At 60.7% G+C, this 22,425-nt stretch carries 18 protein-coding genes; 12 read left to right on the forward strand and 6 right to left on the reverse strand.

What is annotated here, in order from left to right:
* Positions 1–388 precede the first annotated feature (388 nt).
* Genes HV782_RS09970 through rloA form a run of 3 tightly spaced genes read right to left on the reverse strand, consistent with a single transcriptional unit; the run spans position 389 to position 3,452 of the window.
* Positions 389–1,375 (reverse strand): alpha-L-glutamate ligase-like protein, encoded by a 987-nt coding sequence (locus HV782_RS09970; protein ID WP_123463668.1) that lies wholly within the window; start codon positions 1,373–1,375, stop codon positions 389–391.
* Positions 1,375–2,910, reverse strand: coding sequence for an osmotic stress tolerance membrane protein RloB (rloB, locus tag HV782_RS09975; protein WP_123463666.1), 1,536 nt, complete (start codon positions 2,908–2,910; stop codon positions 1,375–1,377). Before rloB ends, HV782_RS09970 begins: the two co-directional genes overlap by 1 nt.
* Positions 2,911–2,915: 5 nt before the next feature.
* Entirely contained in the window at positions 2,916–3,452 is a 537-nt protein-coding gene (rloA, locus tag HV782_RS09980) for a retropepsin-like aspartic peptidase RloA (protein ID WP_007916436.1), read from the reverse strand.
* 336 nt (positions 3,453–3,788) lie between these two features.
* On the opposite strand from rloA, the gene HV782_RS09985 reads away from it, so the two are divergent.
* From HV782_RS09985 to prpD, 6 genes are all read left to right on the forward strand, one after another.
* Entirely contained in the window at positions 3,789–4,511 is a 723-nt protein-coding gene (locus HV782_RS09985; protein ID WP_174377155.1) for a GntR family transcriptional regulator, read from the forward strand.
* The gene (gene prpB / locus HV782_RS09990; RefSeq protein WP_123463664.1) at positions 4,508–5,401 is read left to right on the forward strand and encodes a methylisocitrate lyase; all 894 of its coding nucleotides are present in this window, start codon (positions 4,508–4,510) and stop codon (positions 5,399–5,401) included. The genes HV782_RS09985 and prpB overlap by 4 nt, the downstream gene beginning before the upstream one ends.
* 146 nt (positions 5,402–5,547) lie before the next feature.
* Positions 5,548–6,675 (forward strand): bifunctional 2-methylcitrate synthase/citrate synthase, encoded by a 1,128-nt coding sequence (gene prpC, locus HV782_RS09995; protein ID WP_128615305.1) that lies wholly within the window; start codon positions 5,548–5,550, stop codon positions 6,673–6,675.
* A 206-nt stretch (positions 6,676–6,881) separates the two neighbouring features.
* Positions 6,882–9,476, forward strand: coding sequence for a Fe/S-dependent 2-methylisocitrate dehydratase AcnD (gene acnD, locus HV782_RS10000; protein WP_123463660.1), 2,595 nt, complete (start codon positions 6,882–6,884; stop codon positions 9,474–9,476).
* A 53-nt stretch (positions 9,477–9,529) separates the two neighbouring features.
* Positions 9,530–10,720 (forward strand): 2-methylaconitate cis-trans isomerase PrpF, encoded by a 1,191-nt coding sequence (gene prpF, locus HV782_RS10005; protein ID WP_186744821.1) that lies wholly within the window; start codon positions 9,530–9,532, stop codon positions 10,718–10,720.
* Positions 10,721–10,909: 189 nt separating this feature from the next.
* Positions 10,910–12,394, forward strand: coding sequence for a 2-methylcitrate dehydratase (gene prpD / locus HV782_RS10010; RefSeq protein ID WP_186744819.1), 1,485 nt, complete (start codon positions 10,910–10,912; stop codon positions 12,392–12,394).
* A gap of 193 nt (positions 12,395–12,587) precedes the next feature.
* Here prpD and HV782_RS10015 read toward each other — a convergent pair whose 3' ends face one another.
* Together HV782_RS10015 and HV782_RS10020 are read right to left on the reverse strand one after the other, a co-directional pair.
* Complete coding sequence (locus tag HV782_RS10015) at positions 12,588–13,340, reverse strand: alanyl-tRNA editing protein (protein ID WP_186744817.1); 753 nt, start codon at positions 13,338–13,340, stop codon at positions 12,588–12,590.
* A gap of 33 nt (positions 13,341–13,373) precedes the next feature.
* On the reverse strand, positions 13,374–14,294 hold the full coding sequence (locus HV782_RS10020) for a DMT family transporter (protein ID WP_186744815.1): 921 nt from the start codon (positions 14,292–14,294) through the stop codon (positions 13,374–13,376).
* A 91-nt stretch (positions 14,295–14,385) separates the two neighbouring features.
* Between HV782_RS10020 and HV782_RS10025 the strand changes: the two genes are divergently transcribed.
* Positions 14,386–15,795, forward strand: coding sequence for an aminotransferase-like domain-containing protein (locus tag HV782_RS10025; protein ID WP_186744813.1), 1,410 nt, complete (start codon positions 14,386–14,388; stop codon positions 15,793–15,795).
* Between the two features lie 121 nt (positions 15,796–15,916).
* On the opposite strand, the gene ppsR is transcribed toward HV782_RS10025, so the two are convergent.
* Positions 15,917–16,735: a posphoenolpyruvate synthetase regulatory kinase/phosphorylase PpsR gene (ppsR, locus tag HV782_RS10030; protein ID WP_123463647.1), complete on the reverse strand. Its 819-nt coding sequence runs from the start codon at positions 16,733–16,735 to the stop codon at positions 15,917–15,919.
* A 174-nt stretch (positions 16,736–16,909) separates the two neighbouring features.
* Here ppsR and ppsA point away from each other — a divergent pair, with 174 nt between their 5' ends.
* From ppsA to HV782_RS10055, 5 genes are all read left to right on the forward strand, one after another.
* Positions 16,910–19,285 carry a phosphoenolpyruvate synthase gene (gene ppsA / locus HV782_RS10035; RefSeq protein WP_186744811.1) on the forward strand — a complete coding sequence of 792 codons (2,376 nt, stop codon included), beginning with the start codon at positions 16,910–16,912 and terminating at the stop codon, positions 19,283–19,285.
* A 99-nt stretch (positions 19,286–19,384) separates the two neighbouring features.
* Positions 19,385–20,374: an alpha/beta fold hydrolase gene (locus HV782_RS10040; RefSeq protein WP_123463643.1), complete on the forward strand. Its 990-nt coding sequence runs from the start codon at positions 19,385–19,387 to the stop codon at positions 20,372–20,374.
* A gap of 226 nt (positions 20,375–20,600) precedes the next feature.
* Positions 20,601–21,092, forward strand: a complete 492-nt coding sequence (gene rraA, locus HV782_RS10045) for a ribonuclease E activity regulator RraA (RefSeq protein WP_128616022.1) — start codon at positions 20,601–20,603, stop codon at positions 21,090–21,092.
* A 25-nt stretch (positions 21,093–21,117) separates the two neighbouring features.
* Positions 21,118–22,113: a divalent cation transporter CmaX gene (gene cmaX / locus HV782_RS10050; RefSeq protein WP_123463639.1), complete on the forward strand. Its 996-nt coding sequence runs from the start codon at positions 21,118–21,120 to the stop codon at positions 22,111–22,113.
* Between the two features lie 63 nt (positions 22,114–22,176).
* The gene (locus HV782_RS10055) at positions 22,177–22,425 is read left to right on the forward strand and encodes a CrfX protein (protein WP_128616021.1); all 249 of its coding nucleotides are present in this window, start codon (positions 22,177–22,179) and stop codon (positions 22,423–22,425) included.

Below are 22,425 nucleotides of genomic sequence, written 5' to 3' on the forward strand. Positions count from 1 at the left end.
GGTCAGTCCCCTCTTCCCCAAGGCAGCGAGGGGGAAGGGAGCAGATCTTCATGCTTTTCAAAGCTTGAGTTCGACTCAAGACTTTCAGGTCGGCGTATTTCCAGCATCCACCTCGGTCAGTCCCCTCTCGCTCAAGGGGGCGAGGGGGAAGGGAGCAGATCTTCATGCTTTTCAAAGCCTGAGTTCGACTCAAGACTTTCAGGTCGGCGTATTTCCAGCATCCACTTCGGTCAGTCCCCTCTCGCTCAAGGCGGCGAGGGGGAAGGGAGCAGATCTTCATGCTTTTCAAAGCTTGAGTTCGACTCAAGACTTTCAGGTCGGCGTATTTCCAGCATCCACCTCGGTCAGTCCCCTCTCCCTTTGGGAGAGGGCTAGGGTGAGGGGCTTTTCAGCCTTCCACAGCAGGAATATGCCCAAACATTTCCTGGGTAAACGCCACTCGTTCCTCAACCGACTCCGTCACCCCACGCGCCTTCAGCGCTTCCAGGTGCGCCTCGACCGCATGCGTACGCTGGGTCAGCCCGCAATCGTTGGCGATCTGGATATTCAGCCCCGGCCGCGCGTTCAGCTCCAGAATCAGCGGGCCTTTCTCCTGATCCAGCACCATGTCCACACCGATGTAACCCAGCCCGCACAGCTCGTAGCAGCCGGCGGCGAGTTTCATGAAACCGTCCCAGTAGGGCAGTTGCACGCCATCCACCGCGTTGGTGGTGTCGGGGTGTTTGTTGATGATGTTGTTCAGCCAGGTGCCGCGCAGGGTCAGGCCGGTGGCCAGATCGACACCGACGCCGATGGCGCCCTGGTGGAGGTTGGCCTTGCCGCCGGACTGGCGGGTCGGCAAGCGCAGCATGGCCATCACCGGGTAGCCCATCAGCACGATGATGCGAATGTCCGGCACGCCTTCGTAACTGATGCTTTTGAAGATCTGATCCGGGGTCACTCGGTATTCGATCAGTGCACGGTCGCGGTGACCGCCCAGCGAATACAGACCGGTGAGAATGCTCGAGATGTGGTGCTCGAGTTCTTCGTGGGCGAGGATCTTGCCCGAGACCGTGCGATAGCGGCCCTCGAAGCGGTCGGCGATGACGATGATGCCGTCACCGCCGGCACCCTGGGCCGGCTTGATCACGAAGTCATTGTGCCCGCCGATGATCGCGTCGAGCTTGTCGATTTCCTTCTCCGTGGAAATCACGCCATACAGCTCCGGCACATGAATGCCGGCTGCGATGGCGCGCTCCTTGGTGATGATCTTGTCATCGACGATCGGGTACAGGCTGCGCTTGTTGTACTTGAGCACGTAGTCGGCGTTACGCCGATTGATGCCCATGATGCCCCGCGCCTCCAGAGCCTTCCAGGTCTTCCAGAAACCGAACATCAGTGATCAGCCTTGTTGACGAATGCCTTGAAACGCACCAGTTCAGTCAGGCGGTAGCCGCGATAGCGACCCATCGCCAGCATGAAACCGACCATGATCAGCAGGATCGCCGGGAAGGTGAACACGAAGTACACCAGCTCCGGCACGGTCATGATCAGGTGTGCCAGCGAGGCGGCAAACAACGTACCGATCGCCACTTTCATCGCATGGCTGGCGCCACGTTCTTCCCAGGTGATCGACAGGCGTTCGATGGTCATGGTCAGAATCACCATCGGGAACAACGCAACAGACAAGCCGCGCTCCAGGCCGAGCTTGTGACTGAACAGGCTGATGGCCGCGATCAACACCACGACAAAGGTCAGCACCACCGACAGGCGTGGGAGCATTTGCAGCTTCAAGTGTTCCAGATACGAACGTAACGACAGGCCCAGCGCGGTGATCACGGTAAACAGCAGAATGCCGAAGCCCAGCTGCGTTTCGCGGAAGGCCAGGGCAATCAGCACCGGGGTGAACGTGCCGAGGGTCTGCAGGCCGATCAGGTTGCGCAGGATCAGGATCACCAGCACGCCGATCGGGATCATCACCATGATCATGAACGTCTGTTGAGTCTGCAGCGGCAGGCCGTACAGCGAGTATTCGAGGAAGTTGGCGTCGGTGTTTTCGTCCGTCAGCTTGGCCAGACGAATCGCGTTCATCTCGCTGTTGTTCAGGCTGAAGGTCACGTTGGCTTTCTTGCCGCCGTCGACGGTAATCAGGTTCTCGTCACCGGTCCACCACAGCAGACGGTCGGTCGGCAGGCCTTGCTCGCCGGTTTCCGGGTTGAAGTACAGCCAGTCGTTGCCGTTGAAGCTGCGCAGCCACAGTTCCGGGGTTTGCGGTTGATCGGCAACGAGGCGGATGGTGTGGACTTTTTCCACCGGCACGTGGGCGATGGACAGCAGCAACTCGACGATCTTCGCCTTGTGTGGCGTCGACGGGTCGCCGGCCAGCAGCAGTTTGACGTTGTCGTCGTTGACGTTGTTGACCCGCTTGATCGCCTCGCCAATAAAGGTTTCGACGTCGGCCGAGTGCTGGCGGATCGGTGCGAGCAGGGCTTCGGCGGCGATTTTTTCCGGGCCTTCGATGGCGATGCTGTCGCGGAAGGTCGGGCCTTTGATCTTGGTTTTTTCGGCGGTGTAGCGCTTGGTCAGCACCAGACGGTAATAAAGGGTCTGGTTGCCCTTGGCCCGGCGCGCCGACCAGGTGACCTTGCGGTTGCCGTCGACGCGGTTGACGGCGACGCCATAGTTATTGGAAATGAAGCTTTCGTTGAGGCTGACGTAGTCGCGGCTCAGGGGCGGCACGAACATCTGGATCTTCACCGGATCCTTGGTGCTGGCGACGAACTCGACCTTGGCGTCGATGTTCCACAAGTCGTCGGTGGCGTCTTCGGTCACCGGAATCCCGAGCACGAAAATCTGATAGGCCGTAACCGAAACGCCCAGCAACACCAGAATGGTGATCAGGATTTTCAGGTGGAAGGTTAGAGAACGCATGGAAATTACTCGGCGGTATGAGCGGCGATGGTGCAGGCGGGTTTGCCGGCAGCGTATTTAAGACTGGGATCGACCAGCGCATCGAAGCGTTTCAGCGCCTCGGAGCCAATCAAAAGCGGGTATTGGAACGCACTACGGTCGGTCAGGTTCACTTCGATGCTGCGCAAAGCCGAACCCATGCAGATGTCCAGCTCGATCACCGGGCGGGCAGTGTACTTTTTGCCTTCTTCCGGGTCGTAGTCGCCGGCGCGGCGCTTGATCTTGCTGACCCGCGCCAGCGGCCGTTCGATCGGGTGCGAATGCGCGGCGTCGATCGCCAGATAAAAGCGTACCCACGACTCGCCGTTGCGTTTGAAGCGTTTGATGTCGCGGGCGCTCAGTGATGCGGTTTTCGCACCGGTGTCGAGTTTGGCCGCGACTTCCAGATTGATGCCATCGAGCGACGCGTATTCGTTAAGGCCGTACACGGTTTTTTCCCCCGCTGCGGCGAGGCCGGGCAGGCAAAACAGAGCAAAAAAGGTGGGGAAGGGCTTGAGTCTCATAAATCCTGGTGCGCAGCGTTCCGTTCTCGGTTCAAGGGCTTGGCAGCAGGCTTTCCTGCCTGCGCCAGCACCTTCGTGTGCCTATCAGCTTTTTATGACAAGCCGTACAAATGGCCAGCAAATGCGGGCGGCATTCTAGCACGGTGGTTTTATGGCGCCAGCGCCTGCGGCGGTCTATAACCCTGGGGCTTCTGCTCCCACAGGTGATTGGCTGATCACAAGGACCATTGGCTGTGGTTATTAGACGATTGTCGACAATGTGTATTTATCCTTTGACGGATGCGGGTGAATTGGCTAGTTTTTGCCGCATTGGATTTAAAGGTGTCGACAATCATGCTGGATCAACTCGATCCCCCGGTCATCAGCGGCGACGATTCCGAGACGCTCTCGGAAAACGTCTTCCGACGCATCCAGGCGGCCATCGTCAAGGGTGAGATCGCCCCGGGCAGCAAGATCTCCGAGCCGGAGCTGGCGCGCACCTACGGCATCAGCCGTGGGCCGCTGCGAGAGGCCATTCATCGGCTCGAAGGCCAGCGCCTGCTGGTGCGGGTACCGCACGTCGGCGCCCGAGTGGTGTCGCTCAGCCACGCCGAACTGCTCGAACTCTACGAAATCCGCGAGTCCCTCGAAGGCATGGCCTGCCGTCTGGCGGCCGAACGCATGAGCGTCGAAGACATCGACGAACTGCGCCGGGTGCTGGAAACCCATGAGCGCGATGCGGCGTTTCAGGCCGGCGTCGGCTACTACCAGCAGGAAGGCGATTTCGACTTCCATTACCGGATCATCCAGGGCAGCGGCAATCGCACCCTGACCCAGATGCTCTGCGGCGAGTTGTACCAACTGGTGCGCATGTACCGCATCCAGTTTTCCACCACGCCGAACCGCCCGCGTCAGGCCTTTGCCGAACACCACCGGATTCTCGATGCCATCGCCGACCGTGACGGCGAGCTCGCGGAATTGTTGATGCGCCGCCACATCGGCGCCTCGAAACGCAACATCGCCCGTCATTACCAGGACGGCGCCGACAATAAGACAGCCACTGAACGAGGTGAGTCATGAGTTCCAAGCAGAACACTCCAGGCCAGCGTTTCCGCGATGCGGTCGCCAGCGAGCATCCCTTGCAAGTGGTCGGCGCGATCAACGCCAACCACGCGCTGCTGGCCAAGCGCGCCGGCTTCAAAGCGATCTACCTGTCCGGTGGCGGCGTCGCTGCAGGTTCGCTCGGTGTGCCGGACCTGGGCATCACCGGCCTGGATGACGTGCTGACCGACGTGCGTCGTATCACCGATGTCTGCGACCTGCCGCTGCTGGTGGATGTGGATACCGGTTTCGGTTCGTCGGCGTTCAACGTGGCGCGCACCGTCAAGTCGATGATCAAGTTCGGCGCGGCGGCGATTCACATCGAAGACCAGGTCGGTGCCAAGCGCTGTGGCCACCGTCCGAACAAGGAAATCGTCAGCCAGCAGGAAATGGTCGATCGCATCAAGGCCGCCGTCGATGCCCGTACCGACGACAGCTTCGTGATCATGGCGCGTACCGATGCGCTCGCGGTGGAAGGCCTGGAATCGGCTCTGGATCGCGCCGCCGCGTGCATCGAGGCCGGCGCCGACATGATCTTCCCGGAAGCCATCACCGAACTGGAGATGTACAAACTGTTCGCCAGCCGCGTGAAGGCACCGATCCTCGCCAACATCACCGAGTTCGGCGCGACGCCGCTGTACACCACCGAGCAGCTTGCGGGAGCGGATGTGTCGCTGGTGCTTTACCCGCTGTCGGCGTTCCGCGCGATGAACAAGGCGGCGGAAAACGTCTACACCGCGATCCGCCGTGATGGCACGCAGCAGAATGTCATCGACACCATGCAGACTCGCATGGAGCTTTACGACCGCATCGACTACCACACCTTCGAGCAGAAGCTCGATGCGTTGTTTGCACAAAAGAAAGGCTGACCAACACCCCTGTGGGAGCGAGCCTGCTCGCGATGGGCGTTAACGATAACGCGGTGTTCCTGATGTGCCGAGGTGTTCCAGCCACCTTCGCGAGCAGGCTCGCTCCTACAAGTTTCCCTACAAATTCAAGAAGATTGGAGACAGCAATGGCCGAAGCAAAAGTACTCAGTGGCGCCGGGCTCCGTGGCCAGGTGGCCGGGCAAACCGCACTGTCCACCGTGGGCCAGGCCGGTGCCGGGCTGACCTATCGCGGCTACGACGTGCGTGAACTGGCGGCAGACGCGCAGTTCGAAGAAGTGGCTTACCTGCTGCTGTACGGAGAGCTGCCGACCCAGGCACAACTCGACGCCTACCAGCAAAAGCTGAGCAAGCTGCGCGACCTGCCGCAAGCACTGAAAGAGGTGCTCGAACGCATTCCCGCCGACGCCCACCCGATGGACGTGATGCGCACTGGTTGCTCGTTCCTCGGCAATATCGAGCCGGAGAAAGACTTCTCCGAACAGCGCGACAAGACCGACCGCCTGCTGGCGGCGTTCCCGGCGATCATGTGCTACTGGTATCGCTTCAGCCACGACGGCAAGCGCATCAACTGCGTCAGCGACGAGCCAACCATCGGCGGCCACTTCCTGCACCTGCTGCACGACAAGAAGCCGAGTGAACTCCACGTCAAAGTGATGAACGTGTCGCTGATTCTTTACGCCGAACATGAATTCAACGCCTCGACCTTTACCGCCCGGGTCTGCGCGTCGACCCTGTCTGACCTGTATTCCTGCGTCACGGCCGCCATCGGTTCGCTGCGTGGCCCGCTGCACGGCGGCGCCAACGAAGCGGCGATGGAAATGATCGAACGCTTCTCGTCGCCGGAAGAGGCGATCAAGGGCACCCTCGGCATGCTTGAGCGCAAGGACAAGATCATGGGCTTCGGCCACGCGATCTATAAGGACAGCGATCCGCGCAACGAGGTGATCAAGGGCTGGTCGAAAAAACTCGCTGACGAAGTCGGTGACAAGGTGCTGTTCCCGGTCTCCGAAGCCATCGACAAGACCATGTGGGAGCAGAAGAAACTGTTCCCTAACGCCGACTTCTACCATGCCTCGGCGTACCACTTCATGGGCATCCCGACCAAGCTGTTCACGCCGATCTTCGTCTGCTCGCGCCTGACCGGCTGGGCCGCCCACGTGTTCGAACAGCGCGCCAACAACCGCATCATCCGTCCGAGCGCCGAGTACATCGGCGTAGAACAGCGCAAGTTCGTGCCAATCGAACGTCGCTGAATGGTGAGGGCCGATCACTAATCTCGATGTTCACCGAAGACCCTGTGGGAGCTGGCTTGCCAGCGATGACCGAGTCACATCCAACATTGATGTCGACTGACCCACCGCTATCGCTGGCAAGCCAGCTCCCACAGGGTTCAGTGTGAATTTCAAGGTCAGTGTCCGGCCCCACCTCTTGAAACCACCGTGACCCGAGTCCTGACCCGATGAACACAGCATTCCGCAAGAACCTGCCCGGCAGTTCCCTGGATTACTTCGACGTCCGTGCGGCGGTCGAGGCGATTCAGCCCGGCAGCTACGACACCCTGCCGTACACCTCCCGCGTGTTGGCGGAAAACCTCGTGCGTCGCTGCGATCCGGCCACGCTCACCGATTCCCTCAAACAACTGATCGAGCGTAAACGCGACCTCGACTTCCCGTGGTTCCCGGCGCGCGTGGTGTGCCACGACATTCTTGGCCAGACCGCACTGGTCGACCTCGCTGGCCTGCGTGACGCGATCGCCTTGCAGGGCGGTGACCCGGCGCAGGTCAACCCGGTGGTGCCGACGCAACTGATCGTCGACCACTCGCTGGCGGTGGAGGCGGGCGGTTTTGACAAGCAGGCGTTCGAGAAGAACCGCGCCATCGAAGACCGGCGCAACGAAGACCGTTTCCACTTCATCAACTGGACCAAAAAGGCCTTCAAGAACGTCGACGTGATCCCGCCGGGCAACGGCATCATGCACCAGATCAACCTGGAGAAAATGTCCCCGGTGATCCAGGTGCGCGACGGCGTGGCGTTCCCTGACACCTGCGTCGGCACCGATAGCCACACCCCGCACGTCGATGCGCTGGGCGTGATTGCCATCGGCGTCGGCGGCCTCGAAGCCGAAAGCGTGATGCTCGGCCGCGCCTCGTGGATGCGCCTGCCGGAAAGCGTCGGCGTCGAACTGACCGGCAAGCTGCAACCGGGCATCACCGCCACCGACATGGTGCTGGCACTGACCGAATACCTGCGTAAACAGAAAGTCGTCGGTGCCTGGCTGGAGTTCTTCGGTGAAGGCGCCTCGGCGCTGACCCTCGGCGACCGCGCGACCATCTCCAACATGGCCCCGGAATACGGCGCCACCGCGGCGATGTTCTACATCGACCAGCAGACCATCGACTACCTGAAACTCACCGGTCGCGAAGATCAGCAAGTGCAACTGGTCGAGCAGTACGCCAAGCTCAACGGCCTGTGGGCCGACAGCCTGAAAGGCGCGCAATACGAGCGCGGCCTGACGTTCGACCTGTCGTCGGTGGTGCGCAACATGGCCGGCCCGAGCAACCCGCACGCCCGCGTCGCGGTGGCGGATCTGGCGGCCAAAGGCATCTCCGGGCAGTGGGATGACGTGCCGGGGCAAATGCCTGACGGCGCAGTGATCATCGCCGCCATCACCAGTTGCACCAACACCAGCAACCCGCGCAACGTGATTGCCGCCGGCCTGCTGGCGCGCAATGCCAACAAACTCGGCCTGACCCGCAAGCCGTGGGTCAAATCCTCGCTGGCGCCGGGCTCGAAAACCGTCGCGCTGTACCTCGATGAAGCGGGGCTGACCACGGAGCTGGAGCAACTGGGTTTCGGTGTCGTCGCGTTCGCCTGCACCACTTGCAACGGCATGTCCGGCGCACTCGATCCGGTGATCCAGCAAGAGATCATCGACCGCGATCTTTACGCGACTGCAGTGCTCTCCGGCAACCGTAACTTCGACGGCCGCATTCACCCGTACGCCAAGCAGGCGTTCCTCGCTTCGCCGCCGCTGGTGGTCGCTTACGCCATTGCCGGCACCATCCGTTTCGACATCGAGAAGGACGTGCTGGGCGTGGTCGACGGCAAGCAAATCCGCCTGAAAGACATCTGGCCGAGCGACGAAGAAATCGACGCGGTGGTGAAGTCGTCGGTGAAGCCGGAGCAGTTCCGTCAGGTCTACATTCCGATGTTCGCCATTCACGAAGACACCGGCCCGAAAGTCACGCCGCTGTACGACTGGCGCGAGATGAGCACCTACATCCGCCGTCCGCCGTACTGGGAAGGCGCGCTGGCCGGGGCCCGTCCGCTCAAGGGCATGCGCCCGCTGGCGGTGCTGCCGGACAACATCACCACCGATCACCTGTCGCCCTCCAACGCGATCATGCTCGACAGCGCCGCTGGCGAATACCTGGCGAAAATGGGCCTGCCGGAAGAGGACTTCAACTCCTACGCCACGCACCGGGGTGACCACCTGACTGCGCAACGCGCGACCTTTGCCAACCCGAAACTGTTCAATGAAATGGTCGTGGAAAACGGCAAGGTCAAACAGGGTTCCCTGGCGCGAGTGGAGCCGGAAGGCAAAGTGATGCGCATGTGGGAAGCCATCGAAACCTATATGGAGCGCAAGCAGCCGCTGATCATCATTGCCGGTGCCGATTACGGCCAGGGTTCGTCCCGTGACTGGGCGGCCAAGGGCGTGCGCCTGGCAGGCGTTGAAGCGATTGTCGCCGAAGGTTTCGAGCGCATCCACCGCACCAACCTGGTGGGCATGGGGGTGTTGCCGCTGGAGTTCAAACCCGGCACCGACCGCCACACCCTGGCCATCGACGGCAGCGAAACCTACGACGTGATCGGCGCCCGCACGCCACGCGCCGACCTGACGCTGGTGATCCATCGCAACAACGGCGAGCGTGTCGAAGTGCCGGTGACCTGCCGCCTCGATACCGCTGAAGAAGTGTCGATCTATGAGGCCGGCGGCGTGTTGCAGCGCTTCGCCCAGGACTTCCTCGAAGAGTCGGCGGCTGCCGTTTAAACCAGTTAAGCGACCGAGGGATGATAAGTCCCTTGGTCTTTTGAGGAGCAACCATGGCTCACGCACCACAGATCAAAATCCCCGCCACCTACATGCGCGGCGGTACCAGCAAAGGCGTGTTTTTCAGCCTCAAGGATCTGCCTGAAGCCGCGCAGATTCCCGGCCCGGCCCGCGACGCCTTGCTACTGCGGGTGATCGGCAGCCCCGACCCGTACGACAAGCAGATCGACGGCATGGGCGGTGCCACCTCGAGCACCAGCAAAACCGTGATCCTGTCGAAAAGCATCAAGGCCGATCACGACGTCGATTACCTGTTCGGTCAGGTGTCCATCGACAAGCCGTTCGTGGACTGGAGCGGCAACTGCGGCAACCTCTCGGCGGCGGTCGGTTCGTTCGCCATCAGCCATGGTCTGGTCGATGCCAGCCGCATTCCGTACAACGGCGTGGCGGTGGTGCGCGTGTGGCAGGCCAACATCGGCAAGACCATCATCGCTCACGTGCCGATCACCAACGGTGAGGTGCAGGAAACCGGTGATTTCGAACTCGACGGCGTGACTTTTCCGGCGGCCGAAGTGCAGGTCGAATTCATGGACCCGGCGGCGGAAGAAGAGGGCGGCGGCGGTTCGATGTTCCCCACCGGCAACCTGGTCGATCAGCTTGAGGTGCCGGGCATTGGCACGTTCCAGGCGACCATGATCAACGCCGGGATCCCGACGATTTTCGTCAACGCCGAAGACATCGGCTACACCGGCACCGAGCTGCAAAGCGCGATCAACAGCGATCCGAAAGCGCTGCAGATGTTCGAAACCATCCGCGCCTACGGTGCGCTGCGCATGGGCCTGATTTCCAGTCTGGATGAGGCCGCCAAGCGGCAGCACACGCCGAAAGTCGCGTTCGTCGCCAAGCCTGCGGATTACGTTGCGTCCAGTGGCAAGGCGATTGCGGCCGCTGATGTGGATTTGCTGGTGCGTGCGCTGTCGATGGGCAAGTTGCACCACGCGATGATGGGCACGGCGGCGGTGGCGATCGGCACGGCGGCGGCGATTTCCGGGACACTGGTGAATCTCGCAGCGGGTGGCGTTGAACGCAACGCCGTGCGTTTCGGTCATCCGTCCGGGACCCTGCGCGTCGGCGCCGAGGCCAGTCTGGAAAACGGTGAGTGGGTGGTGAAGAAAGCCATCATGAGCCGCAGTGCACGGGTGCTGATGGAAGGCTACGTGCGCATCCCCGGCGACTCTTTCTGAGCCAACACCGAACCAAACTGCAGGAGTGAGCCTGCTCGCGATAGTGGACTGACATTCAACGTCAACGTTGCCTGACACAGCGCCATCGCGAGCAGGCTCACTCCTGCAGTGGATTGCATTTCAACCATAAGAAAACAGTTAGCCCTGAACCGAGGTCCCATCAACGAACACTGCCAGAGTGAATCGAACATGAGCGCCAACGTCGACCTGAACAACCGCCCCGACTACGACCGTGTCCTGCAGGACATCGCCGATTACGTCCTCACCTTCAACATCGAGTCTGCCGAAGCCCTCGCCACCGCCCGCAACTGCCTGATGGATACCCTGGGCTGTGGCCTGCTGGCGCTGCGTTTTCCCGAATGCACCAAACACCTTGGCCCGCTCGTCGAAGGCACCGTCGTGCCGTTCGGCGCGCGCGTGCCCGGCACGTCGTATCGCCTCGATCCGGTGAAAGCCGCGTGGGACATCGGTTGCATCGTGCGCTGGCTCGATTACAACGACACCTGGCTCGCGGCCGAATGGGGGCATCCGTCGGACAACCTCGGCGGAATTCTCGCGGTGGCCGATCATCTGTCGCAAAAGCGCATTGCCAACGGTGAGGCACCGCTGACAATGCGTGACGTGCTCGAAGCGATGATCATGGCCCATGAGATTCAAGGCGTGATCGCCCTGGAAAACGCCTTCAACCGCGTCGGACTCGACCACGTTCTGCTGGTGAAAGTCGCTTCGACCGCCGTCACCGCGAAACTGATGGGCGCCAATCGCGAGCAATTGTTGTCGGCGTTGTCCCATGCCTTCGCCGATGGCCAGGCGCTGCGCACCTATCGCCACGCGCCAAATGCCGGTTCGCGCAAATCCTGGGCGGCAGGGGATGCAACCAGTCGTGGCGTTCGTCTGGCCGACATCGCCCTAAGAGGTGAGATGGGCATTCCCGGGGTGTTGACGGCCAGACAGTGGGGCTTCTATGACGTGTCGTTCAGCCACACCAATAACGATCTGGCGCTCAAGCCTGAGAACAGACGCGCCTTCAGTTTCTCGCGACCCTACGGCAGCTATGTCATGGAAAACGTGCTGTTCAAGATCAGCTTCCCCGCCGAGTTCCACGCGCAAACGGCCTGCGAAGCGGCGGTGGCATTGCATCCGTTGGTGCGCAACCGCTTGCATGACATCGACCGCATCGTCATCACCACCCACGAGTCGGCGATTCGCATCATTTCCAAGGTCGGGCCGCTGGCCAACGCCGCCGACCGCGATCACTGCCTCCAGTACATGACCGCCGTGCCACTGGCATTCGGCAATCTGGTGGCCGAGCATTACGAGGACGACTTCCACGCCGCGCACCCGATCATCGACGTGCTGCGCGAGAAGATGGTCATCGTCGAAGACCCGCGTTTCACCCGCGAGTATCTGGAGCCCGACAAACGCTCGATTGCCAACGCGGTACAGGTGTTTTTCAAGGACGGTTCCAGCACCGAGAACGTGGTGGTCGAATATCCGATCGGCCACCGTCGCCGTCGTGCCGAAGGCATTCCGTTACTGGAAGACAAGTTCAAGGCCAACCTGGCAACACGCTTCACCGGTCAGCGCAGCCACCAGATCTTCGCCCTGTGCAAGGATCAGCCAATGCTCGAAGCCACCCCGGTCAATCGCTTTGTCGATCTGTTTGTGATTTAGGTGCGGCGCCAGAGTTGCCGAGGGCTAAAGGCAGCCCTCGGCATCCTCCAGGCTGAACGGCCTGTTGCTTTCGACAGGCCGGGAGGGCGTGCGCATCGGGGGGGGGTAGTCCGCATGCGCTGCTTGCGCGGATTGCATATTTCCAGATGTTACAAGGACGTAAAGACTGTGTCGGTTTTGAGTGAAGAAATTCTCATCCAGAGGATGCCGCGTCATCGGTGGCAAAACGCAGGATCACCCGGCGGTTGTGTTGGCTTTTCTTCTCGATTTTTTCGCAATACACCCGGCCGATTTCGCGGGTATTGAGTACGTGTGTGCCACCACACGGCTGAATGTCAACGCCCGCCACCTCAATTACCCGCAGATCGCCCTGGATCGCCGCTGGCCGGGTGGTCTTGCTGCCGATCCTTTCCAGCAGCGCAGGATATTCCGCGGCCGGCAGGCTCAGGACGTTGACCGCGCAGGCCTGTGCGATCAGCGCGTTGAGATCGTGGGTGATGCGGTCCTTGTCGAGGGTCATGTCCGGCAGGTCGAAATCCAGCCGGCCCTTGTCGGCGCTGATGCTGCAACCGGTGACCGGCGCATTGATCAGCGCGCCCAGCAGATGCAGGCAAGTGTGCATTTTCATGTGCTGGTAACGCCGCTGCCAGTCGAGGCTGGCGTTGAGCTGGGTGCCGACGCCAAGGTGCGGCGGACATTGCGCCACCTGATGCCAGATGATCGACGGCAGCGCCGGGTCGCGCAGGGTGCCGGTGACATCAATCCGGGTACCGTCCGCGAGGCTGAAGTGGCCACTGTCTCCCGGCTGCCCGCCACCGCTGGGATAGAACAGCGTATGTTCGAGCACCACAGCCTGATCGACCACAGCGATCACCCGCGCGCTGAAATCGCGCCGATAAGGTTCTGCGTTAAACAGGCTCAGGGTTTCCAGGGTGTGGACCGACATTTGAACCTCCGATGTTCAATGATTGTGGGGGAATCAGCGTTTAAGCGGCAGCTTGGTGATCGCGAAACCGGCGAGCAGGATTGCCGAGTACAGCATCAGGTCCCGGGAGATCGGCGTGCCTTCGTACCTGGCGCCGATGAGCAGGGCGAACACCGGGAAGATGATGAACACGAACGACAGCAGCACCGGGCTCAGGCGTTTGAGCAGGATGAAATACACGATAAAGCCGCCTACCGACGCCACCAGTCCGAGGTAGAGCAGGGCGCCCCAGGAGCGTGCGCTGATGTCCTTGAAGACCGGTGTTTCCAGGTTTAATCCGACAATCAATAACATCAGTCCGGCGATGCCGATCGGCAGGGTGTTGTAGGTGATCACGCTGATTGCGCTGCCGTGTTGCTTGGTCACCACGTAGCACAGCGCATGCAGGATCGCCGCACACAGAATCGCCAGTACGCCGAGCCATTCCGCTTGATCCAGATGCAGGCCCTGGCTGCGAATGATCATGTACAGGCTGGCGAAACCGATGGCGATACCGAGCATTTGTGTCGGGAGGATTTTCTCGCGCAGAAACAGCGAGGAAAACACCAGGATAAACACCGGCATGCAGCTGAACAGCAGCGCGGTCAGGCCCGACGAAACATGCAACTCGCCGTAGTTGAGCAAGTAGTACGGCAGGCTGAAATACGACAGCGTGACAAACAGGAAAAACCAGCGGCTTTGCCGTGGGAACAGCAGCGGCTCCTTGCGCCACACGGCAAAGCTCAGGAACAGCGGAAAGGCAATCAGAAAACGCAGGCCAGCAGCCGTCAGCGGCGGCACACTTTCCACGGCAATCTTGATCCCCAGCCAGGTGGTACCCCAGCTCAGGCAGACGATCAGAAACAGCGTGCAGGTGAACAATCCGGCGAGCCAGGGTTTGCTGGCATTCAATGGCGTGCTGATGACAGTCGACATGCATTGTGCTCCGCAGCAGAGGAATTGACCTCGTGGGTGAAAAGGGCTATCCCTGATTGCACCTGTTTTCAGCACGCTATTCGGGGCGACAATGACTGTCAAAATAAGTATTGCCACGGTGTCAATCCTGCGTGACGGTCTCGCCAATGGCGTCGGCGTGAAGTACAAGCGGCTGGCGGATGCGGTGGAACGCGCCATAGCCGAAGGCGTGATCGCCGCCGGCGCGAAATTGCCGCCGCACAGGCTGTTGGCTGACAGCCTGGGTGTGACCATCGGCACCATCAGTCGCGCTTATGGCGAGCTGGAGCGGGTCGGGCGGGTGGTGGCGCGTGTCGGCGATGGCACTTACGTGCGTGAGCGCGGCCTGGAGCGTTTGCGGGACAAGGGGTTTCGCAATGTCAGCGAAGAGCCGCGGGCCTGCTTCGACATGAGTCGGAATCAGCCAATTCCCGGGCAGGAAAGCGCGTTCATGAGTCTGACGCTGCAGGCGTTGGCCAACGATTCGCACAGCTTGCAGCAGTTGACCGGGTACACCGCCGAGAGCGGCTTGCCCCGGCATCGGCAGGCGGGGGCTTACTGGCTGAGCCATGGGGCATTTCAGGCGGATGCCAACCAGGTGCTGTGCGTCAACGGTGGTCAGCACGGACTGCTGTGCGCTTTGATGGGCTTGCTCAAGGCCGGTGACACCGTGGTCACCGAGCATCTTTCCTACCCGGGGTTGATCAGCGTCGCACGCCAACTCGGGATCAAACTGATCGGTGTCGCCATGGATGCCGAAGGCTTGTTGCCGTCAGCGCTGGAGGACGTCTGCCGACAGCATCGGGTGTCGGCGTTGTATTGCACGCCTACCATCCAGAATCCTACGGCGGCGGTGATGTCGGTGCCACGGCGCGAAGCCATTGCCGAAATCTGCCGGCAACACAATCTGCTGATTTTCGAGGACGAGGCGCATGCGCTGCTGGATCGCCAGCGACCGTTGCCCCTGAGTGCGTTTGCCGCAGAACGCTCGGTGCTGATCGGGAGCCTGAGCAAAGTAGTTTCGGCCGGGCTGCGTGTCGGTTACCTGCACGCGCCGCACGCGTTGCTCGGGCGATTGAATTCAGCCATTCGCGGGACGTGCTGGATGGCCAATCCGTTGGCAATGGAAGTGGCCTGCCGCTGGATCGAAAGCGGCATTGCCACCCAACTGCTCAACGAACAAATCAGTGAAATCGGCCGGCGCAAGGCGTTGGTCAGCCCCGCACTGACCGACCTGGTGTACCGGACTCACGTCCACAGCCCGCATTTCTGGATCGAAGTGCCAGAGGCATGGCGCGCGTCGCAGATTGCGGCGGAACTGAAGGAAAACAGTTATTTGGTGTCCACCGCCGAGGCGTTTGCGGTCGGGCATGCCGCAGTGCCGCAGTTTATTCGGGCGAGTGTGTGCAATTCGGTGGGGGATGATCGGTTGTTGCTCGGCGGGTTCGAGGCCCTGGCCAGGGCATTGACCGAGACCGTGTAATCGTTCATCGCGGGCAAGCCCGCTGCCACAGGGTTTTGGGCGCCTGCAGGTTTTGTATTCACAACAAAGCCCTGGGGGAGCGTGGCTTGCCCGCGATGGCGTCTTGTCAGACACGACAAAACTACTTGAAGCGCCGCTCCACACCTTTCTCCACCAGAATCTTCGCCGAAATCTCTTCCACCGAAAAATGCGTGGAGTTGATGTGCGGAATGTTCTCGCGGCGGAACAGGTTTTCCACTTCGCGCACTTCGAATTCGCACTGGGCGTAGCTCGAATAGCGGCTGTTGGGCTTGCGCTCGTTGCGGATTGCGGTGAGGCGATCCGGGTCGATGGTCAGGCCGAACAGCTTGTGCTGGTGGGCGCGCAGCGCGGACGGCAGGGTCAGGCGCTCCATGTCGTCTTCGGTCAGCGGATAGTTGGCGGCGCGGATGCCGAATTGCATCGCCATGTACAGGCACGTCGGCGTCTTACCACAACGCGACACGCCCACTAGTATCAGGTCGGCCTTGTCGTAATAGTGGGTACGCGCGCCGTCGTCATTGTCGAGGGCAAAGTTCACCGCCTCGATGCGCTCCATATAATTGGAGTTGTGCCCGATCGAATGGGACTTGCCGACGGTGTAGGACGAATGCTCGGTCAGTTCCTGTTCGAGAGGGGCGAGGAAGGTCGAGAAAATGTCGATCATGAAACCATTGGAGGTCGCGAGAATCTCACGAATGTCCTGATTGACGATGGTGTCGAAGATAATCGGCCGAAAGCCGTCGGTTTCAGCGGCTTTGTTGATTTGTTGTACCATGGCCCGCGCTTTGTCCGCGTTGTCGATATACGGCCGCGTGAGCTTGGTGAAGGTAATGTTTTCGAACTGCGCCAGAAGGCTTTGACCCAGGGTTTCGGCGGTGATGCCGGTGCCATCGGAGATAAAGAAAGCAGATCGTTTCATTTGCACCTTGGGCCTTAAGCTAGTCATCAATCTTGGATATGATAGGCGCGATTTGTCGGCCGCCATTGGCCCGCATTCTCACTTATTTTCCAGGTCCAGGCCATACAACCGGCCAACGCTCCCCCGAGCTGCCGGTTTCTGAGCTTTTCCAACACAGTTAGTGGAGAGATCACCTTGGTAGAGTACGTAGTTTCCCTCGATAAGCTCGGCAAACACGATGTTGAGCATGTGGGGGGCAAGAACGCATCCCTGGGCGAGATGATCAGCAACCTGGCGGGTGCCGGTGTGTCGGTCCCCGGCGGCTTTGCCACCACCGCGCAGGCCTATCGCGACTTTCTCGAACTGAGCGGCCTCAACGATCAGATCCACAAGGCTCTCGACGCCCTGGACGTCGACGATGTCAATGCGCTGGCCAAGACCGGCGCGCAGATCCGCCAATGGATCATGGACGCCGAATTCCCTGAAAAACTGAACACCGAGATCCGCACCGCGTTCGCCGCGCTGTCGGCCGGTAACCCTGACGTGGCCGTGGCCGTGCGTTCTTCCGCCACCGCCGAAGACTTGCCGGATGCCTCGTTTGCCGGTCAGCAGGAAACCTTCCTGAACATCCGTGGCGTGGAAAACGTTATCCGCGCTGCCAAAGAGGTGTTCGCTTCGCTGTTCAACGACCGTGCGATTTCCTACCGCGTGCACCAGGGCTTCGACCACAAACTGGTCGCCCTGTCGGCTGGCGTGCAGCGCATGGTGCGTTCGGAAACCGGCACTGCCGGCGTGATGTTCACCCTCGATACCGAATCCGGTTTCCGTGATGTGGTGTTCATCACCGGCGCCTACGGCCTGGGCGAAACCGTTGTACAAGGCGCGGTGAACCCGGACGAATTCTACGTGCACAAGGGCACGCTGGAGGCCGGTCGTCCGGCGATCCTGCGGCGCAACCTGGGCAGCAAGGCGATCAAGATGATCTACGGCGACGAGGCCAAGGCCGGTCGTTCGGTCAAGACCGTCGATGTCGACAAGGCCGAGCGCGCGCGTTTCTGTCTGAGCGACGCTGAAGTCAGCGAGCTGGCCAAGCAAGCGATGATCATCGAGAAGCACTATGGCTGCCCGATGGACATCGAGTGGGCCAAGGACGGTGACGACGGCAAGCTGTACATCGTGCAGGCCCGTCCGGAAACCGTGAAGAGCCGCACCCAGGCCAACGTCATGGAACGTTACCTGTTGAAAGAAACCGGCACCGTGCTGGTCGAAGGTCGTGCGATTGGCCAGCGCATCGGCGCCGGCAAAGTGCGCATCATCAAGGACGTGTCCGAGATGGACAAAGTCCAGCCGGGCGACGTCCTCGTGTCCGATATGACCGACCCGGATTGGGAACCGGTGATGAAACGCGCCAGCGCCATCGTCACCAACCGTGGCGGTCGTACCTGCCACGCAGCGATCATCGCTCGCGAGCTGGGCATTCCGGCGGTCGTGGGTTGCGGCAACGCCACTCAGTTGCTGAAGGATGGCCAGGGCGTGACCGTGTCCTGCGCCGAAGGCGACACCGGTTACATCTTCGAAGGCGAACTGGGCTTCGACATCAAGAAGAACTCCGTCGACGCCATGCCAGAGCTGCCGTTCAAGATCATGATGAACGTCGGCAACCCGGACCGCGCCTTCGACTTCGCGCAGCTGCCGAACGCCGGTGTCGGCCTGGCCCGCCTGGAATTCATCATCAACCGCATGATCGGCGTCCACCCGAAAGCGCTGTTGAACTACGACGGTCTGCCGCAGGAAATCAAGGACAGCGTCGACAAGCGTATCGCCGGTTACGACGATCCGGTCGGCTTCTATGTCGAGAAACTGGTTGAAGGCATCAGCACCCTCGCGGCTGCGTTTGCACCGAAGAAAGTCATCGTGCGTCTGTCGGACTTCAAGTCCAACGAATACGCCAACCTGATCGGCGGCAAGCTCTACGAGCCGGAAGAAGAGAACCCGATGCTGGGCTTCCGTGGCGCTTCGCGTTATATCAGCGAATCGTTCCGTGACTGCTTCGAACTCGAATGCCGCGCGCTGAAGCGTGTACGCAACGAGATGGGCCTGACCAACGTCGAAATCATGGTGCCGTTCGTCCGTACCCTCGGCGAAGCGAGCCAGGTTGTCGATCTGCTGGCCGAAAACGGCTTGAAGCGCGGCGACAACGGTCTGCGCGTGATCATGATGTGCGAATTGCCCTCCAACGCGATCCTTGCTGAGGAATTCCTCGAATTCTTCGACGGTTTCTCGATCGGTTCCAACGACCTGACTCAGCTGACACTGGGCCTGGACCGCGACTCCGGTATCATCGCGCACCTGTTCGACGAGCGTAATCCGGCGGTCAAGAAGCTGTTGGCCAATGCGATTGCTGCGTGCAACAAGGCCGGCAAATACATCGGTATCTGCGGTCAGGGGCCGTCCGACCACCCTGATCTGGCCAAGTGGCTGATGGAGCAGGGCATCGAAAGCGTGTCGCTGAACCCGGACACCGTGCTGGAAACCTGGTTCTTCCTGGCGGAAGGTCAGGCGCAGGCCTGATCAGTATGTGAACGGCCCGCTCCCTTCGGGGGGGCGGAGCCTTGAAATTCAAGTAGGGCGGGCTCCTGTAGATGCCGCCCTTTTTTGTGCAAGAGCATTATGCAAAGCAGCAGCAACCTATTTCCCGTCGCCCTGATCAGCGCCGAACGTCGCGGTGATCTGAGCGAAGACGTGTATCGCTTGAAACCCGGTAACAGCCCGGACTGGTCCGTGGAAATCGCCGTGACCCGCTTGGGCATGGCCGATGAACCGGCGTCCCGTGGCGTGCCGGTGATCTTGCTGCACGGCAGTTTCTCCAACCGGCGTTTCTGGTTTTCCCCCAAGGGCCTGGGATTGGGCGCGTATCTCACGCGTCTGGGCTACGACGTGTGGATCCCGGAGATGCGCGGCCACGGCCTGTCGCAGCGCAATGAGGATTACCGTCGCAATCGTGTGGCTGACTACGCCCGTTACGATCTGCCGGCGATTGCCGCGTTCGTGCGCGAGCAGAGCGGGCAGGTGCCGCACTGGATCGGCCATTCGCTGGGCGGCATCACCCTGGCGGCGGCGCTCGGCGGCGAATACCTTGGCGAGCCGGCCGTGGCCTCGGCGGCGTTTTTCGGTACCCAGGTCAGCCGCACCTACTGGCCGCTGAAGATCCCGCCAGTGGAGTGGAGCGGGCGCTTCATTCTCAAGCGTTTCGCGCAATTGTCCGGCTCGCGTCTCAAGCGCGGTCCGGAAGACGAGCCGATCGGTCTGGCGCTGGAAAGCATGCGCTGGTACGGCCTGTTCGGCCGTTTTGGCGACAAGGACAAGGATTGGTGGGCCGGTCTCGCCGAGGTTCAGGTGCCGGTGCTGGCGGTGACGGCAGCGGGAGATCATCAGGACCCGGCGTGGGCCTGTCGCAAGCTGTTCGAGCAAATCGGTTCCGAGCACAAACAGTTCGTCAACCTGGGGCGTGAGCAGGGCTTTAGCGACAACTTCGGGCATGTCGAGATGCTGGTCAGCAAAGCGGCGCAGGCCGAAGTCTGGCCACTGGTTGCGCGCTGGCTGCAGGATCAGCACACGCCACTGCTGGGCGAGAAACCGGACCTGGCCGCGGCGGTTTGAGCTGCAGGCGCTGAAAAGGCCATTTCGTTCAGATCGGCTTGCGGCTAAGATATGACGCATTGTGCAATTCTGGTCATATTTAGTGGCTGTTTAGCTATTACGTTTCAGCAATTGTTCAGGTTCGTTCAGCGACCATTGCATGAACTAAGGTAAACAGCGACCGCCGGGACTCGTTTCAACAGAGTGCGACATCCTTGATCGTCTTCCTTGTTACAGGAGTTTTTCGATGAACCATTACCTCACGCCTGACCTGTGCGACGCCTATCCGGAGCTGGTGCAGGTGCTGGAACCGATGTTCAGCAATTTCGGCGGCCGTGACTCCTTCGGCGGCGAAATCGTGACCATCAAATGCTTCGAAGACAACTCGCTGGTCAAAGAACAAGCCGAACACCAGGGCAATGGCAAGGTGCTGGTGGTCGATGGCGGCGGTTCGCTGCGTTGTGCACTGCTGGGCGACATGATCGCCGAGAAAGCTGCGAAAAACGGCTGGGAAGGGCTGGTGATCTACGGCTGCATCCGTGACGTTGACGTGATCGCGCAGACCGATCTGGGCGTTCAGGCCCTGGCCAGCCATCCAAAGAAGACTGAAAAACGCGGCATCGGCGACCTCAACGTCCCGGTGACCTTCGCGGGCGTGACGTTTCACCCCGGCCAGTACATTTATGCGGACAACAACGGCGTGATCGTCTCGCCGAGTCCGCTGAAGATGCCTGAATAAACTGCGGTACGACCAAGGGATGCGGATGTTCGAGGAAGAAAACGCGCAATGGGGGCTGGTGCACGCCCTGGTGCTGGACGGTAAAGGCGGTGCGCGTTCGATAGCCCGGACCGAGCTCGACGATTTGCAGCTGCAGGCGCATGAAAGCCTGTGGCTGCACTGGGATCGCAGCCATCCGCAAACCCAGACCTGGCTGCGTCGGTCCAGTGGACTCAACGAGTTCACCTGCGACCTGCTGCTGGAAGAGAACACCCGTCCGCGCCTGTTGCCGTTGCCCGATTCCGAGCTGCTGCTGTTTCTGCGCGGGGTCAATCTCAATCCGGGGGCTGAACCTGAAGACATGGTTTCGGTGCGGATTTTTGCTAGCGCCCAACGTGTGATCTCCCTGCGTCTGCGTCCATTGCGTGCCACCGATGAGTTGCTGGCTCAACTGGCGGACGGCAAAGGCCCGAAAACTTCCTCCGAACTCATTCTTTATCTGGCGCAGTTCCTCACCAACAAGGTGCAGGATCTGGTCACTTGCCTCTCGGAAATCGCCGATGAGGAAGAAGAAAAGATGGATGCCGACGAACGGTATACTCCCGAGCATGGCGCCATTTTGCACATCCGTCGTCGGGCGGCCGGACTAAAGCGTTTTCTTGCACCGCAGCGGGATATTTTCGGACAACTCACGCGGATAAAACTGCCGTGGTTTGTCGATGACGATGCCGATTACTGGAACGAACTCAACAACAGCCTGACCCGCTATCTCGAAGAGCTCGAATTGACCCGAGAGCGCGTGGGGCTTGTGCTGGAGGCCGAAGACCGGCGTTTGAGCGAGCGCATGAATCGCACCATGTACCGCTTCGGGATCATCACCTGCATCTTTTTGCCGATGAGTTTCATCACCGGTCTGCTGGGCATAAACGTCGGCGGTATCCCGTTCTCCAGCAGCCCTTATGGTTTCCTGATTGCCTGTCTGACGGTACTCGCCCTGGCCTGCGGTCAGTGGTGGTTATTCCGTCGTTTGCGCTGGGTATGAAGATGGCGCATGTGACCCGACCAAATCTGCCCGCGTCTTTCACAGACATCACGAGAGGTGCGTATGCACGATCCGTTTGAACAGTCTTTGCGCGACATGCTCAACGCCTCGCCGTCCGGCCGCGACGACGACGCGTGCCTGGGCCGCGTACTCAAAACCGCCAACCGCCAGGTTGGCGCCGGTGATCTGTTCAGCCTGCTGGGCCGTTGGCTGCCCGCGCTGATGATCGCCCTGAATAACGGATCGGCCCACGTCTCGCCGGTTTCCCGTCTTCGTAAACCTGCTGACCGCACTGCTGATAAGGCTGATTGA

Source organism: Pseudomonas monsensis (assembly GCF_014268495.2).
In the GTDB taxonomy this organism is placed as follows: Bacteria; Pseudomonadota; Gammaproteobacteria; order Pseudomonadales; family Pseudomonadaceae; genus Aquipseudomonas; species Aquipseudomonas monsensis.